Genomic DNA, 14,194 nt, shown 5'->3' with positions numbered 1-14,194 from the left:
TCATGGCTGTATAGCAATAGTATGAAAAGCCTGTACAATAGATGGGAAAAAGGTTGTGTGCGATGTTCTTAGAATGTAAAAAACCTTTAAGACCTGGAATGCAAGTCTTAAAGGTTTTTGGTTACTTTTTCGGTTTGACGGCGTTCAGCCGTTTTTGCAGCTTTGTTTTTTCATTGGATGCTTTTAATTGATTCACTGCAGACTGAGCGGATGTCTTTGATTTCTTTGTTTTGTCTTTTTCCGCTTTCTTCACTTTTGCCTTGGCAGTTTCGACTTTTTTTGCTTCAGCCGCCGCCACCTTTTTCTTCACTTTGTCTAACCGTTTTTGCAATGCCGTTTTGTCCTTGCCTGCTTGAAGCTGATTGACGGCTGATTGTGCTTTTGCCGCATTTGCATCAGTTGATTTCTTTTCAGCCGCAGATACGGCTTGCTGTGCCGTCTTCAAGTTGGTGCTCTTCACTTTGTTAAGGCGTTTCTGCAGGGACGTTTTTTCTGAACTTGCAGGCAGCTTGCCAATTGCTGATTGTGCGCTGTCCACATCTGTTTTCTTTTTGCTTTTTTCCGCTTTCGCAACTTTGTCTTTCGCTTGCTTTGACGCGATGTAGCGTTTTACTTGGTCTAAGCGTTTTTGAAGGTTCTTTTTGTCTGTTCCGTTCGGCAGCTTGTTGACGGCAGTTTGTGCTGTATCAACGGTTTGCTGTGTTTTATATTTTTCTGCCTTTGCGACTTTGTCTTTCGCATCTTTTACATTTCTGTATGACTGTACTTTATCCAGTCTCTTTTGCAGGGCAGTTTTGGCGTCGGAGCCCGGCAGCTGGCTGACGAGTTCTCGCGCTTTGTTGATATCGATTTGTGCTTTTGTTTGTTCCGCTTTTTTCACCGCTTGCTCTGCTGCCGCGTACGCTGAATCTGTTGCCTGTGCTTTATATTGGATTAAGCCGTAGCCAAATTGCTGATCGCGTCCTGCGGTACCAAGATCAACGATATTTCTCCGCATTTCCTCGCGAAGCTGGACGTTCGTCTCGGCAGGATCACGCTGTTTTAACAAGGCAAACATGGCAGCGGCGTGCGGTGTCGCTTGGGATGTTCCGCTTCCCGTTGCATAATACTGGTTTAAGTAAGTGCTTGTGATGTTTGTCCCCGGTGCTGAAAATTCAACTTCATCTCCAGTTGTTGAAAAGGAGGCAAGCTGATTTTTTTCGTTTGTTGCTGAAACCGCAACGACACTGCTGTATGCCGCCGGATAATTCACTGGCTTGCCGTTTCCGTCGTTACCGCTTGCGGCAACAAGCAGAACGCCTTGTTCATATGCTTTGTTCACGGCCTCATGAAGTATTTTGCTGTCTGACGTCGTGCCAAGGCTCATATTGACGATGTCCATCCTGTTTGCGATCGACCAGTCAATTCCTTGGAGAAGGCTTTGAAGATCCCCCGAGCCGTTCTGATCAAGCGCTTTAACCGCGTATATTTGTGCTTCCGGTGCGATGCCGTCAATTCCGTAGCCGTTATGCTTGGCTCCGATAATCCCTGCGACATGTGTTCCGTGGCCGTTATCATCTTTGTAAGAAGAGGTATAACTGACAGCTGAATACCCGCCGGCAATCGACAGGTCATCGTGGGGGGAGATCCCGCTGTCAATGACGGCAATTTTGATATTTTTACCTGTCAGTCCTGCCTTCCAAGCCTGTTTCACCTGAATGGGCTCAAGGTTCCATTGCTCAAAGTTGTCAGAGGTGTCAGTGCCGTCTGACAGCACTTTGAAATCCGTACTGTCTGCAGCGGTAAATGATACGTTGTTTTCTACATACAAAATATCAGGATCCTGCTTTAATTCTTTTACTGTCTCCTGGTCTGCTGTGACCGCTACCGCGGGAAGATGCTTATACTGCTGTTCAACATCAGCATCACTGTCCAGGATGGTTTCCTTTCCGGCCTTGTTTTTATAAACCACAATAACCTCTTTCTCACTGTTGTTTTGCGCATGAGCGAGAGGGCCTATGGTGAGAAAACTGAAAAACAGAGTGACTGATACAACAAGTTTGCAAGACATGTTTTTCATGATTCATCTCCTTTTTCTATGATGTTTGATATATATATCGGAGAAAAAAAGAGAGATTGATAGTAAGAAGGAAAAAATTTTTCATGGGCAGGGTTGTTTAGCAAAATGCAGATTTTTTCCGCATGAAGAGGAAATTTTCCGAATGAATTTGTAAGCGTTTTCAAAATAAGATAAAGAAAACATTGCGGAGGTTGTTCACAAAGCAATGAGAAAAGGGGGCTTTTAAGATGAGCACATTCACTCGGGTGATGGAGGAAAAAATAATGCCTGTCGCCGGGAAAATTGCCGGGCAGCGGCATCTCAGCGCTTTGCGTGACGGAATTATCCTGACCATGCCGCTGATTATTATCGGGTCTGTCTTCTTGATTTTAACGAGCCTGCCGATTCCGGGGTATGTTGATTTCATGGCGAGTGTGTTTGGGAAAGAGTGGGCTGATAAGCTCGGATATCCTGTTAACGCTTCGTTTGATATTATGGCGATGATTGCCGCTTTTGGGATCGCCTATCGGCTGGCAGAAAGCTATGGTGTCGATGCCCTTTCTGCCGGAGCGATTTCAATTGCCGCATTTCTGCTGGCAACGCCGTTTGAGGTGCCGTTTACACCGGGTGGCTCAACGGAACCCATCATGGTAGAGGGCGGAATCCCGATCACGCTGCTCGGCAGCAAGGGCTTATTTGTCGCCATGCTGATCGCCTTGTTTTCAACCGAAATCTATCGGTACATTATTCAAAAAAATATCGTCTTCAAAATGCCAGACGGTGTGCCGCCTGCGGTAAGCAAATCGTTTGTCGCGCTGATTCCCGGCTTTATCATTGTGTTTCTTGTGTGGCTGGCGCGCCTTCTGATTGAAATGACACCTTTTCAGAGTCTGCACAATGTCGTAGGAGACCTGCTTGGCACACCGCTTTCCATCCTTGGCGGCAGTCTCGGCGGAAGCCTGATCGCTGAATTTGTGCAGATGCTGCTTTGGTCGTGCGGGATTCACGGGGCTTCCATCATTGGCGGAATCATGGCGCCGATTTGGTATGGCGCGATGGATGCCAACCGTCTTGCCTTCCAAGCGGGCGAGGCGCTGCCGAGTATTTTTACGACTCAGTTCTTTCAAATTTGGATCAATGTCGGCGGGAGCGGGGCGACGCTGGCGCTTGTCCTGACGATGCTTGTGCGCTCCCGGAGCAAACAAATGAAGCAGCTTGGACGATTAGGAATCGGCCCTGCGCTATTTAATATCAACGAGCCGATCATTTTCGGCATGCCAATTGTCATGAATCCGCTCCTTATTGTCCCATTTATCATCGCACCGCTCCTCGCGATTACCGCGACTTATATCGGCATGAGCACCGGGCTGGTGGCAAGACCGGCCGGAATCGCGGTGCCATGGACGATGCCGCCGCTCATATCAGGTTACCTGGCGACAGGCGGAAAGGTGTCGGGCGCCGTTATGCAGCTGGTGAATCTGCTGATCACCTGTGCCATCTACTATCCGTTTTTCAGAATATGGGATCATCAAAAATGGCGGGAAGAGAGTGCGGTTGAATCTGGGGATAAAAATGTGATGTGATAGATGATCAGCCTGTCATAGGCTGATCATCTTCTTTCAAATGAAAGGGAAATGTTAGAATATGTAAAGGAGGTGCGCATGCTAGATTATATATGGTTAGATGACGAATCACCGATCTTACAACAAGTACCAGTTGAATACTCATCTACCGCTATTATCTTTTCTCCTTTTATCCAAATGCCTGAAGGATGGGAGAAAGGAAAAAGAAAAAATGATTATGAGCATATTTATCCAAACGATGATGAAATAAGAGGAAAAGGCAAGGCTGTTTCCTGGAAGAAGGTTATGTCTTCTTGCGGCTTTCAAACACATGCTGAGCTGGCGCTGGCTTTAATGACGTCGATAGGCGCTGTAAGGGACGAGTGCGCAAGAGAGGATTTGGCTGAGGTGTTACATGAAAACATAAATGGAGACCTCTTATTATCCCAGTGAGGATCATATTTCAAATTTTCATATTCCGAGTTTGGTAAAGGTGTTAGGTGTGAACGGATCCAATCGGTTTTATTACGCAGAACCGATTGTGGAAAACCGCGGCGTTTTGGACATAACTGAGGCCAACTTGCGGACGGTTCTTGATGAAGCCGCAGCAGAGCTCGTTTTGACTGATGAGAAAATGGACTTTGTGTTTATGAGTGTATATGACTCATTCATTAATGTCTTTTTAGCCAAAGATGAAAACATCCATGAATTGGTTGAACGTATGGGCTGGGAAGCTATGATTTGCGATGAGTCAACGTATATCAGTTGGTATAGATAAAAAAAGAACGTACATCACAAAATGTACGTTCAGCGTGTCGACAAACCCTCGCATTCGTTGTCAGGCCTGCGCGTCGGTGCTCGCGAATTAGAACATTCGCTGTGCTCCGATGCTCGTCCTTCCTAGACTTCAAGGGTTTTCAATCACGCTGAATAGATGACAAAATCATAAAATGAAAACCATTTTATGATTTTATCAACAATCTAAACGTACATCACAAAATGTACGTTCTTTATTTTTATCGCTGAAAGAACTCAATCCACTCACCGTCAGGACCTTCGATATAGAAATAACGGTATCCGTTTGGAAGTGTTGTGATCTCCTCGTCAATAAATTTCGCGTTCATTCTTTCCGCTTTTGTATATTCAGCCGCGATGTCATCCGTCAGCAGGGCAATGTGGTGCACTTTTCCTTCAGCGGGAAGCTCACTGCTGTAGCCTTGAATCAGTTCAATTTCTGTTTCCGGGCCGTCTTCAAAGCCGAGAAAAGCAAGCTCGATTACACCGTTCGTGTGTGTGATGCGATCCTTCAATTTCATGCCGAGTACCTCTTCATAAAATGTGATGGACGCGTTAATATCTCTTACCATGATGCCTGTATGGTCAATTCGTTTTGGCATGCTGCTCCTCCTCGTAACTCTTTTTGTCTATCGTAGAAAAACCTTTCCTTTCTGTCAATGCAGACATCTTGGTGTTTTGTGGTACGATAAGAGAAAGCAAACGGAAAGAGGACGACATATATGAAGCTACTGACCCTAAAAAAAGCACATGCTGCCAAAATAAAAAAGGGCTATCCCCTTATTGAAAAAGAAGCTCTCGCAGGGAGTGCGGGGCACATGAAAGAAGGAGACCTCGTTGATATCGTGTCTGAGAGCGGCGAGTTTCTCGCGCGGGGCTATTATGGCCTGCAAAACAAAGGGGTCGGCTGGACGCTTACCCGCAATAAACATGACCAGGTTGACCAGGCATTTTTTCTCACCAAATTAACAAAAGCGGCCCAAGCGCGCGCCAAACTATTTGAGGCTCAAGATACAACAGCTTTCCGCCTGTTTAACGGTGAGGGCGACGGTGTCGGCGGCGTCACCATCGACTATTATGACGGCTACCTGCTGATTCAATGGTACAGCAAGGGGATTTACACCTTTAAAGACATGCTGATTTCCGCATTGGATAAGATGGATCTTGATTATAAAGCGATTTACGAGAAGAAACGCTTCGACACAGCTGGACAATACGTTGAAGATGATGACTTCGTGAAAGGGAGAAGGGGCGAGTTCCCGATCATCATCCAGGAGAATGGCATTCAATACGCGGTGGATCTGAATGAAGGCGCCATGACGGGCATCTTTTTGGATCAGAGACATGTGCGCAAGGCGATCAGAGACCGCTATGCAAAAGGGAAAACCGTTTTAAATACGTTTTCTTATACGGGTGCATTCTCCGTGGCAGCGGCGCTTGGCGGAGCAGAGAAAACAACAAGCGTCGACGTGGCAAACCGAAGTCTGGCCAAAACGATCGAGCAATTCAGCGTGAACAAGCTGGATTACGAAGCGCACGACATTAAAGTGATGGACGTGTTTAACTATTTTTCATATGCTGCAAAAAAGGATTTGCGCTTTGATCTGATTATTCTCGATCCGCCTTCCTTTGCGCGCACAAAAAAACGCACCTTCAGCGCGGCAAAGGATTATAAAAACCTGCTGAAGGAAACGATCGCCATCACTGCTGACAAGGGTGTCATTGTTGCCTCTACAAACAGCAGCGCCTTTGGCATGAAGAAATTCAAAGGCTTTATCGATGCTGCATTTAAAGAAACAAACGAACGCTACACCATCATTGAGGAATTTACGCTGCCGGAGGATTTCAAAACGATTTCGGCATTTCCGGAAGGCAACTACTTGAAAGTGGTCCTTCTGCAGAAAAAATAACGAAAAAGCTGCCCTGTTCAGGGGCAGCTTTTTTTATGTAGAAATGATCTGCTGGACGCGGCCGATGCGGCCATCTTCAAGACGGACTTTAATGCCATGCGGATGAAAGCTTGATTTCGTCAAAATATCCTTCACTGTCCCTCTCGTCAGTTTTCCTGTTTTTTGATCTGCTTTCAATACAATATCAACTTGCAACCCTTTCGAAATGCTGTTTCGCTCTTGCCCGTTCATAACGCACATCCTTTCTTTTGTTCATTATAGTCATTATGGTTTAAAAGTAACAGCCGGCTGATGAAGTGTATTTTTGTTTTTTTCAGCCTTCATTAAATATAATGTCAGGCCAAAGCCTGCTATGCTCAGAATGCCAAAAAGCAAGTAGACTGCGAAGATCGACACGTAGTCAAAAATGTACCCGCCTGCAAATGTGCAGAACCAGTTGCCGAATCCATTGCCGATGGCGGCGTACATGGTCAGTGCCGTCGCTTCAACGTGTCTTGGGGTAATCTTTTTCACATATTGAAGCGCCGCCGGGATAAATAAACCGATGGCCACTCCCTGAAGAAAGACTGTCGCATAAATGATCCATAATGAAGGCGCCGTGAAATAGAGTGCCCACCTAAATAATGAAACCCCGCCTGACAGCATAATGACGTTGAGCAGCCCCATTTTATCTATAAATGTTTGGGCGAATCTCATAAATGGAATTTCTGAAATGACACCGATGAAAAATAAAATGCCAATAGCGGAAAGTGACGCGCCGCTTTTGTCCAGAAAAAGACTGAAATACGTATTGTTCGCTAAGTTTGGAGCAAATGTCGTAAAGGTGATGATCATAAAGATGAGGAATGTTTTGTTGCTGATAAGCTCCCGGAATCCTTTGCGGATATTGACCTTTGTTGTTGTTTTCTGCTGGCCGGGCATTTGTGAAGCTAATATGGCAGCAATGCACAGAAAGGCACAGCCAAAGATAAAGATCACGTGAATGGGGTACAGCTGGTTCGTCACCTGTCCCATGGCAAACACCGCGACACCGAAGCCGAGAGAACCAAACAGCCGGATTCCGCCATAATTGCCGTTTGTTTCTTGTGTGTACCTTAGTGAAATGCTGTCCGAAAGTGGAATAATCGTGCTTTGAAAGGCTGCAAAACAGGCCGCAATCAAAATAAACAGAGGGAAACTGTCAAATGCAATATAGGCTAATCCAATGATGCCTGTGATTGATGTGCAAACCGCCAGCAGGCCTTTCGTTTTTTGCGTATAGTCGCTCAGCATGCCCCAAAACGGCTGAAAGAAAATCATCACAATCGGGCCCAGCGACATGATCAAGCCGACCTGTGATCCGCTTAAATGCTGTTCCTTCGTTAAATACATACTGAGTAAGGGAATTATGCTGCCCGTACCGAGAAAAGCAAACAAATAAAATCCTTTTAACGCGGCGTAATGCCGCCTCACCTGCAAGTTGTGCATCAGGGTGCCTCCTTTGGTATCCACAAATACATTATATTGGAATTCGCCAGCTTTTCAATAAGGGGAAGCACATAAAAAAACTGCCCTCGAGAGGACAGTTTTTTACATAAATGAAAGTAAAAACGGCGCCGCGCAAAGCGTCATAATCGCAGCTAAGATCATCGACACACTGGAAATCGTGCCGGACACAGAGCTAAGCTCAAATGCCTTTGACGTTCCCGCTCCGTGCGCGCTTGTGCCAAGCAGCACGCCCCGCGCGATTTCGTTATCAATACGGAAATAGCGGATGACCATCGGGCCGATCACTGTGCCGAGCAAAGCGGTTAAAATCACAAACACGGCTGTGACGGCAGGCATTCCGCCGATCATTTCAGATACGTTCATCGCGATCGGCGTTGTCACTGATCTCGGGACGAGGCTGTCAATTAAGCCGGTGCCGAGGTGAAGCCATTTCGCAATAAGAGCGGTAGAAATAATCGCGATGCATGAACCGACGGCCACATTCAAAATAATTTCCACTGCGTATTTCTTTAAAACAGGGAAATATTTATATAACGGGATCGCGAATGCCACGGTGGCCGGCTGTAGCATATCGGTCAGCAATCCGCCGCCGAGATTATAGGACTCGTACGGGACATTCACCAGCAGCAGCAGACCGACTAACACAGCGGGCGTCACCAATAGCGGCGACGTATAAACACGCGGAAAGCGTTGATATACCTTTTTTGCTCCTAAATACACCAAAACCGTTAAAAACAAACTTACAATTCCGATGAACACGTATGCTTTTTCTCCTTTCTCTTTGCGATGAGTTGTGTAAGCGTTCCTGTAGACACCATCACGACAAACGTGCTGATGATGACAACAAGCAGAATGCTGACACCAAATTTCGACATAATGTCTCCGTATTCAATCACTCCGACGGCAGACGGGATAAAAAATAAAAGCAGCTCCCCGAGAAGCCACGCTGCACCAAGCTCGATCCATTCAAGCTTGATAATGTTAAAGTGCAATAATGTGAAAAGAATCACAATTCCTATTATACTGCCGGGAATATTTATATGAAGAAGGGCTGTCACCCAATTAATCAGCCGAGCAAATATAAATAACAGAGCGATTTGAATAACGGTTAGCAACAGTTTTTTCATATTGATGCCTCCCTTATATACTTATTGTACATAAGGTCTCTCTATAGGTAAAATATATATTAAGAATAAGAAGTATTCCTTTTGTCTATAGAAAGGGTGAAGCACATGGATATCCGCCATTTAACATATTTCTTGGAAGTCGCCCGTTTAAAAAGTTTTACGAAGGCTTCCCAATCCCTTTATGTTTCTCAGCCGACGATATCAAAAATGATCAAAAATTTAGAAGAAGAGCTCGGAATTGAACTGTTTTACCGAAACGGCAGGCAGGTGGAACTGACTGATGCCGGCCATAGCATGTATGTGCAGGCGCAGGAAATCATTAAATCATTTCAAAACCTGACGTCAGAATTAAATGATATTATGGAAGTCAAGAAAGGGCACGTACGGATTGGACTGCCGCCGATGATCGGATCGGGGTTTTTCCCCAGAGTGCTCGGCGATTTCCGTGAAAACTATCCGAATGTCACCTTTCAGCTAGTCGAAGACGGTTCTATAAAAGTACAAGAAGGTGTCGGGGACGGCTCTCTTGATATCGGCGTTGTGGTCCTTCCTGCAAACGAAGATACCTTTCATTCGTTTACAATCGTAAAAGAAACCTTAATGCTTGTCGTTCACCCTTCCCACCGGCTGGCTGATGAGAAAGAATGTCAGCTGCGTGAGTTGAAGGACGAGCCTTTTATTTTCTTCAGAGAGGATTTTGTCCTGCACAACCGAATTATGACGGAATGTATCAAGGCTGGGTTCCGGCCCCATATCATTTATGAAACATCACAATGGGATTTTATTAGTGAGATGGTATCAGCCAACCTTGGGATCGGGCTTTTGCCGGAACGGATCTGCCGCGGCCTTGACCCGGAAAAAGTGAAAGTCATTCCGCTTGTCGATCCGGTCATCCCTTGGCACCTCGCCATTATTTGGAGAAAGGACCGGTACTTGTCGTTTGCGGCCAGAGCTTGGCTCGAACATACGAAATCGTATTTATGGGACCCGAAAAAAGATAGTAAAGGATGATGCAAACATGGATGCACAATCAGCAGCAAAATGTCTTACCGCTGTCCGCCGGCATAGCCCACTGGTGCATAGCATAACCAACAATGTCGTAACGAATTTCACAGCAAACGGCCTGCTCGCGCTCGGCGCATCGCCCGTTATGGCGTACGCAAAAGAAGAGGTCGCCGATATGGCGAAGATTGCGGGTGCACTCGTTTTAAATATCGGAACACTGAGCAAGGAGTCAGTCGAAGCGATGATCATCGCGGGAAAATCAGCTAATGAACATGGCGTTCCCGTCATTCTTGATCCTGTCGGTGCCGGAGCAACACCGTTCCGAACTGAATCGGCACGTGACATCATTCGTGAGGTTCGCCTTGCTGCAATCAGAGGAAATGCGGCGGAAATTGCCCATACCGTCGGTGTGACGGATTGGCTGATCAAAGGTGTTGATGCGGGTGAAGGCGGAGGCGACATCATCCGGCTGGCTCAGCAAGCGGCACAAAAGCTAAACACGGTCATTGCGATTACTGGTGAAGTTGATGTCATAGCCGACACGTCACATGTATACACCCTTCATAACGGCCACAAGCTGCTGACAAAAGTGACAGGCGCCGGTTGCCTGCTGACTTCCGTCGTCGGTGCGTTTTGCGCTGTGGAAGAAAATCCATTGTTTGCTGCTATTGCGGCCATTTCTTCGTATGGGGTCGCCGCTCAGCTTGCCGCACAGCAGACGGCTGACAAAGGCCCTGGAAGCTTTCAGATTGAATTGCTGAACAAGCTTTCAACTGTTACTGAACAAGACGTCCAAGAATGGGCGACTATAGAAAGGGTGACTGTCTCATGACTCGTATTTCTCGGGAAATGATGAAAGAGTTATTATCTGTTTACTTCATTATGGGGTCAAACAATACGAAAGCCGATCCTGTTACAGTTGTACAAAAAGCGTTAAAAGGCGGTGCCACCCTGTACCAGTTCCGTGAAAAAGGCGGGGATGCGCTGACAGGAGAGGCTCGGATTAAATTTGCTGAAAAAGCGCAGGCAGCTTGCCGTGAAGCTGGTGTTCCGTTCATTGTCAATGATGATGTGGAATTGGCTCTGAAGCTGAAAGCTGACGGTATCCACATCGGCCAGGAAGACGCAAATGCGAAAGAGGTAAGAGCTGCCATAGGTGATATGATTCTCGGCGTTTCTGCCCATACGATGTCTGAGGTGAAGCAAGCCGAAGAAGACGGAGCGGATTATGTCGGGCTTGGGCCGATCTATCCGACTGAAACGAAAAAGGATACGAGAGCGGTACAGGGTGTATCTCTTATCGAAGCAGTGCGCCGCCAAGGCATCAGCATTCCAATTGTCGGCATCGGCGGAATCACAATAGATAATGCCGCACCTGTTATCCAAGCGGGGGCCGATGGTGTCAGTATGATCAGCGCCATCAGTCAGGCGGAGGATCCTGAGAGTGCTGCACGCAAGTTTCGTGAGGAAATTCAAACGTATAAAACAGGAAGATAATCGTTCATTATCCTTCAAAGGGCTGTTCTGTAAAAGGACAGCTTTTTTGCTGTCCATCAAGGTTTTCAGACCTTCAAATTTTAATTGACAAAGGACAGGAACTGGCTATGATTATGTTATACAATGATAATCATTTTCAATTATAGGAGGAACATGATGGCTCGGGGGCTGGCACTTATTCTATTCAGCTTGTTGATGGTTTTCGGTTCTGCGGCACATGCGGAAGATGATCCGATCGCCGCATTAATTCAATTAAACAAGCAAATGATCAAATCCGTAAAAGACGGGGATATGGATTCGGCACAACAAACGTTTGACACCTTCAAAGCGAAGTGGAAAAAAGAAGAACCTTCTATTAAGAAAGAAAACCTTTCTTCTCACAGTGAAATGGACGCGAATATCGCGATGATTTCTCTTTCTTTTATCAATCAAGACGCAGGCAAGCTCAAATCACAGCTTGAAGAGCTTTCATCTCATTTAGAAACCTACCAGCAGGCTGTCGTGCTGAAAAAGACATCCTCAGGTCAATCAAGGGCGTCCTTAACAGCCTATATACACAGCTTGAAAGACACAAAACAGTTAATAGAAAAAAAACAATTGGATGAAGCGTCATCCGCAATCGACAATTTAGTTACATCCTGGCTCGCCGTTGAGGGAGACGTCGTGTCCCAATCGAAAGAAGCCTATACGACATCGGAGGAAAATCTGGCGCTGATGAAGGCGGAGATCGGCAGCCATCCCGAAAAGGTATCAAAGCAAATTGACGAAATGATTCAATTGCTCGAGCCGATCGCTTCTAGCAGCTACAGCTGGTGGGACGCGGCGCTGATCCCGATTCGTGAAGGAATGGAGGCTCTCCTTGTCATCGGAGCGCTACTAACCATGACAAAAAAAGCGCGGGTCACGCGCTCCTCGGCATGGATCTGGGGCGGGGCGTCCGCCGGCATGGCTGTTTCCTTAGCAGCCGGCATCGGTGTCACGGTTCTGTTCTCCTCCAGTGTATTCGGAGAAAACAATTTCTTGCTTGGCGGCATTACCGGCGTACTGTCTGCTGTCATGCTTTTGTATGTCGGGGTGTGGCTGCACAGAAACGCCTCAATGGATAAATGGAGAGAAAAAATCAATATCCAGAAGTCACAGGCACTAAAAAAACGAAGCCTGCTTTCCTTTGCGCTCATTGCATTTCTGGCAGTTGTAAGAGAAGGTCTCGAAACGGTCATCTTTTTCATCGGGCTTGTCGGGAAGCTCCCGCTCACTGAACTGATCGGCGGAACTGCCGCAGGGCTTATCGTTCTCGTCATCGTCGGTGTTCTGATGATCAAGCTCGGAATGCGCATTCCATTGAAGCCGTTTTTTCTTCTATCAATGGCGGTTGTCCTGTATATGTGCGTGAAATTTCTCGGAACCGGCGTTCACAGCCTTCAACTGGCGGGCATTCTTCCGTCTGATGCAGAAAGCTGGCTGCCGTCTGTATCGGTGCTAGGAATTTATCCGTCTGTGTACAGCACGATTCCGCAAATGCTGATTTTACTCTTTTTACTGATTGCGCTTGTTTCAGAAGCGGCAAAACATTTTACAAACAGAAAGGAACTGACAAAATGAATTTCACAAAAATCGCTGTATCAGCCGGATGCATCCTTGCGCTGTGCGCAGGCTGCGGAGCCAACGACACATCTTCAACCAAAGAAAAAGCTTCATCTGAAAAAAGCGGGGTCACTAAAGAAATCACCGCATCCGTAAATAAAATGGAAACCATCATTTCCAAGCTGAATGACTCAGCGGAAAAAGGAGACCAAAAAGAGATTGAAAAGAAGGGGAAAGAGTTAAACAGCTACTGGCTTTCCTTTGAAAACGACATTCGCAGCGACTATCCATTCGAATATACAGAAATCGAAAAACATCTTCAGCCAATCTACACAGAAGCGCAAAAAGACAAACCGGATACAGCAAAAATCAAGACAGAATCCGAGTCCCTGAAAGCGTCCTTAGAAGACCTGACAGAAGCGAAGAAGAGCGGCAAAAAGGCTAGCGATCAGCTGGCAAAAGCAGCGGATGAGTATAAAGGCTATGTCAAAAAGCAGAGTGGCCAGCTTGTCAAAGCGACTGAAGCATTTACAAGCGCTGTGAAATCCGGCGATATCGAAAAATCTAAAACGTTATATGCGAAAGCGCGTGTTTATTACGAGCGTATCGAACCGATCGCTGAAAGCCTTGGAGATCTTGACCCGAAAATTGATGCACGAGAAAACGATGTTGAAGAAGGAGACAAATGGACAGGCTTCCATAAGCTTGAGAAGGCCATTTGGAAGGATCAAGATATTTCCGGGGAAAAGGCAACAGCTGACCAGCTTCTCAAGGATGTAAAAGAGCTTGACGGTTCAATTCAATCACTGAAATTAACACCTGAACAAATTGTTGCAGGCGCGATGGAGCTTCTGAACGAAGCCGGAATTTCGAAAATTACGGGAGAAGAAGAGCGCTACTCACGAATTGATTTAGTTGACCTTATGGCAAATGTGGAAGGCTCCGAAGCCGTTTATCAAACAGTGAAAAGCGCGCTTGTAAAAGATCACTCCGACTTGACGGAAAAACTGGATACGGAGTTCAGCGAATTTGAAGTTTTAATGGCAAAATACAAAACAAATGATCAGTCCTATACGTCTTATGATAAATTAAGTGAAAAGCAAATCAGAGAGCTGAGCACAAAGCTGACGACTCTTTCTGAAACCATGTCGAAGATTGCGAATGTGCTATAAAAGGAGTTTTGTAACA

At 46.2% G+C, this 14,194-nt stretch carries 13 protein-coding genes and 1 pseudogene; 8 read left to right on the top strand and 6 right to left on the bottom strand.

The window, feature by feature from the left end; all coding sequences use genetic code 11:
* Positions 1-121: 121 nt before the first annotated feature.
* Positions 122-2,059, bottom strand: coding sequence for a minor protease Epr (gene epr, locus AC0OMU_RS20470; RefSeq protein ID WP_474241449.1), 1,938 nt, complete (start codon positions 2,057-2,059; stop codon positions 122-124).
* A 227-nt stretch (positions 2,060-2,286) separates the two neighbouring features.
* On the opposite strand from epr, the gene celB reads away from it, so the two are divergent.
* Both celB and AC0OMU_RS20460 read left to right on the top strand, forming a co-directional pair.
* Positions 2,287-3,621, top strand: coding sequence for a PTS cellobiose transporter subunit IIC (gene celB / locus AC0OMU_RS20465; protein WP_474241448.1), 1,335 nt, complete (start codon positions 2,287-2,289; stop codon positions 3,619-3,621).
* A 78-nt stretch (positions 3,622-3,699) separates the two neighbouring features.
* Positions 3,700-4,378, top strand: a pseudogene (locus AC0OMU_RS20460) (DUF2711 domain-containing protein).
* A 238-nt stretch (positions 4,379-4,616) separates the two neighbouring features.
* Here the strand turns inward: AC0OMU_RS20460 and glxA are convergent.
* Positions 4,617-4,997, bottom strand: a complete 381-nt coding sequence (glxA, locus tag AC0OMU_RS20455) for a glyoxalase GlxA (protein WP_015385006.1) — start codon at positions 4,995-4,997, stop codon at positions 4,617-4,619.
* 120 nt (positions 4,998-5,117) lie between these two features.
* Between glxA and AC0OMU_RS20450 the strand changes: the two genes are divergently transcribed.
* Positions 5,118-6,305 carry a class I SAM-dependent rRNA methyltransferase gene (locus tag AC0OMU_RS20450; protein WP_474241447.1) on the top strand — a complete coding sequence of 396 codons (1,188 nt, stop codon included), beginning with the start codon at positions 5,118-5,120 and terminating at the stop codon, positions 6,303-6,305.
* Positions 6,306-6,338: 33 nt separating this feature from the next.
* On the opposite strand, the gene AC0OMU_RS20445 is transcribed toward AC0OMU_RS20450, so the two are convergent.
* From AC0OMU_RS20445 to AC0OMU_RS20430, 4 genes are all read right to left on the bottom strand, one after another.
* Positions 6,339-6,536 carry a YwbE family protein gene (locus AC0OMU_RS20445; protein WP_015385004.1) on the bottom strand — a complete coding sequence of 66 codons (198 nt, stop codon included), beginning with the start codon at positions 6,534-6,536 and terminating at the stop codon, positions 6,339-6,341.
* 33 nt (positions 6,537-6,569) lie between these two features.
* Positions 6,570-7,772 carry an MFS transporter gene (locus tag AC0OMU_RS20440; RefSeq protein ID WP_367147445.1) on the bottom strand — a complete coding sequence of 401 codons (1,203 nt, stop codon included), beginning with the start codon at positions 7,770-7,772 and terminating at the stop codon, positions 6,570-6,572.
* Positions 7,773-7,874: 102 nt separating this feature from the next.
* Complete coding sequence (locus AC0OMU_RS20435; protein WP_003227371.1) at positions 7,875-8,552, bottom strand: CidB/LrgB family autolysis modulator; 678 nt, start codon at positions 8,550-8,552, stop codon at positions 7,875-7,877.
* Positions 8,534-8,920 carry a CidA/LrgA family holin-like protein gene (locus AC0OMU_RS20430; RefSeq protein ID WP_003227375.1) on the bottom strand — a complete coding sequence of 129 codons (387 nt, stop codon included), beginning with the start codon at positions 8,918-8,920 and terminating at the stop codon, positions 8,534-8,536. The genes AC0OMU_RS20435 and AC0OMU_RS20430 overlap by 19 nt, the downstream gene beginning before the upstream one ends.
* A 105-nt stretch (positions 8,921-9,025) precedes the next feature.
* On the opposite strand from AC0OMU_RS20430, the gene cidR reads away from it, so the two are divergent.
* The 5 genes from cidR (at position 9,026) to efeM (ending at position 14,178) form a co-directional block, all read left to right on the top strand.
* Entirely contained in the window at positions 9,026-9,931 is a 906-nt protein-coding gene (gene cidR / locus AC0OMU_RS20425) for a cidABC operon transcriptional activator CidR (RefSeq protein ID WP_153529930.1), read from the top strand.
* A 7-nt stretch (positions 9,932-9,938) separates the two neighbouring features.
* Positions 9,939-10,757, top strand: coding sequence for a hydroxyethylthiazole kinase (gene thiM, locus AC0OMU_RS20420; RefSeq protein WP_003244274.1), 819 nt, complete (start codon positions 9,939-9,941; stop codon positions 10,755-10,757).
* On the top strand, positions 10,754-11,422 hold the full coding sequence (gene thiE, locus AC0OMU_RS20415) for a thiamine phosphate synthase (protein WP_015483872.1): 669 nt from the start codon (positions 10,754-10,756) through the stop codon (positions 11,420-11,422). Before thiM ends, thiE begins: the two co-directional genes overlap by 4 nt.
* Positions 11,423-11,578: 156 nt before the next feature.
* Positions 11,579-13,024 carry a ferrous ion permease EfeU gene (efeU, locus tag AC0OMU_RS20410; RefSeq protein ID WP_015483871.1) on the top strand — a complete coding sequence of 482 codons (1,446 nt, stop codon included), beginning with the start codon at positions 11,579-11,581 and terminating at the stop codon, positions 13,022-13,024.
* Positions 13,021-14,178 carry an iron uptake system lipoprotein EfeM gene (efeM, locus tag AC0OMU_RS20405; protein ID WP_015384997.1) on the top strand — a complete coding sequence of 386 codons (1,158 nt, stop codon included), beginning with the start codon at positions 13,021-13,023 and terminating at the stop codon, positions 14,176-14,178. Before efeU ends, efeM begins: the two co-directional genes overlap by 4 nt.
* Positions 14,179-14,194 lie beyond the last annotated feature (16 nt).

This window comes from Bacillus sp. FAU18 (genome assembly GCF_056033885.1).
Note: the sequence above shows the minus strand (reverse complement) of the source record. Positions and strands in the feature narration are given on the sequence as shown.

Coding starts and splice junctions, on each gene's coding strand:
- epr (WP_474241449.1), bottom strand. CDS start 2,059: ATGAAAAACATGTCTTGCAAACTTGTTGTATCAGTCACTCTGTTTTTC.
- celB (WP_474241448.1), top strand. CDS start 2,287: ATGAGCACATTCACTCGGGTGATGGAGGAAAAAATAATGCCTGTCGCC.
- glxA (WP_015385006.1), bottom strand. CDS start 4,997: ATGCCAAAACGAATTGACCATACAGGCATCATGGTAAGAGATATTAAC.
- AC0OMU_RS20450 (WP_474241447.1), top strand. CDS start 5,118: ATGAAGCTACTGACCCTAAAAAAAGCACATGCTGCCAAAATAAAAAAG.
- AC0OMU_RS20445 (WP_015385004.1), bottom strand. CDS start 6,536: ATGAACGGGCAAGAGCGAAACAGCATTTCGAAAGGGTTGCAAGTTGAT.
- AC0OMU_RS20440 (WP_367147445.1), bottom strand. CDS start 7,772: ATGCACAACTTGCAGGTGAGGCGGCATTACGCCGCGTTAAAAGGATTT.
- AC0OMU_RS20430 (WP_003227375.1), bottom strand. CDS start 8,920: ATGAAAAAACTGTTGCTAACCGTTATTCAAATCGCTCTGTTATTTATA.
- cidR (WP_153529930.1), top strand. CDS start 9,026: ATGGATATCCGCCATTTAACATATTTCTTGGAAGTCGCCCGTTTAAAA.
- thiM (WP_003244274.1), top strand. CDS start 9,939: ATGGATGCACAATCAGCAGCAAAATGTCTTACCGCTGTCCGCCGGCAT.
- thiE (WP_015483872.1), top strand. CDS start 10,754: ATGACTCGTATTTCTCGGGAAATGATGAAAGAGTTATTATCTGTTTAC.
- efeU (WP_015483871.1), top strand. CDS start 11,579: ATGGCTCGGGGGCTGGCACTTATTCTATTCAGCTTGTTGATGGTTTTC.
- efeM (WP_015384997.1), top strand. CDS start 13,021: ATGAATTTCACAAAAATCGCTGTATCAGCCGGATGCATCCTTGCGCTG.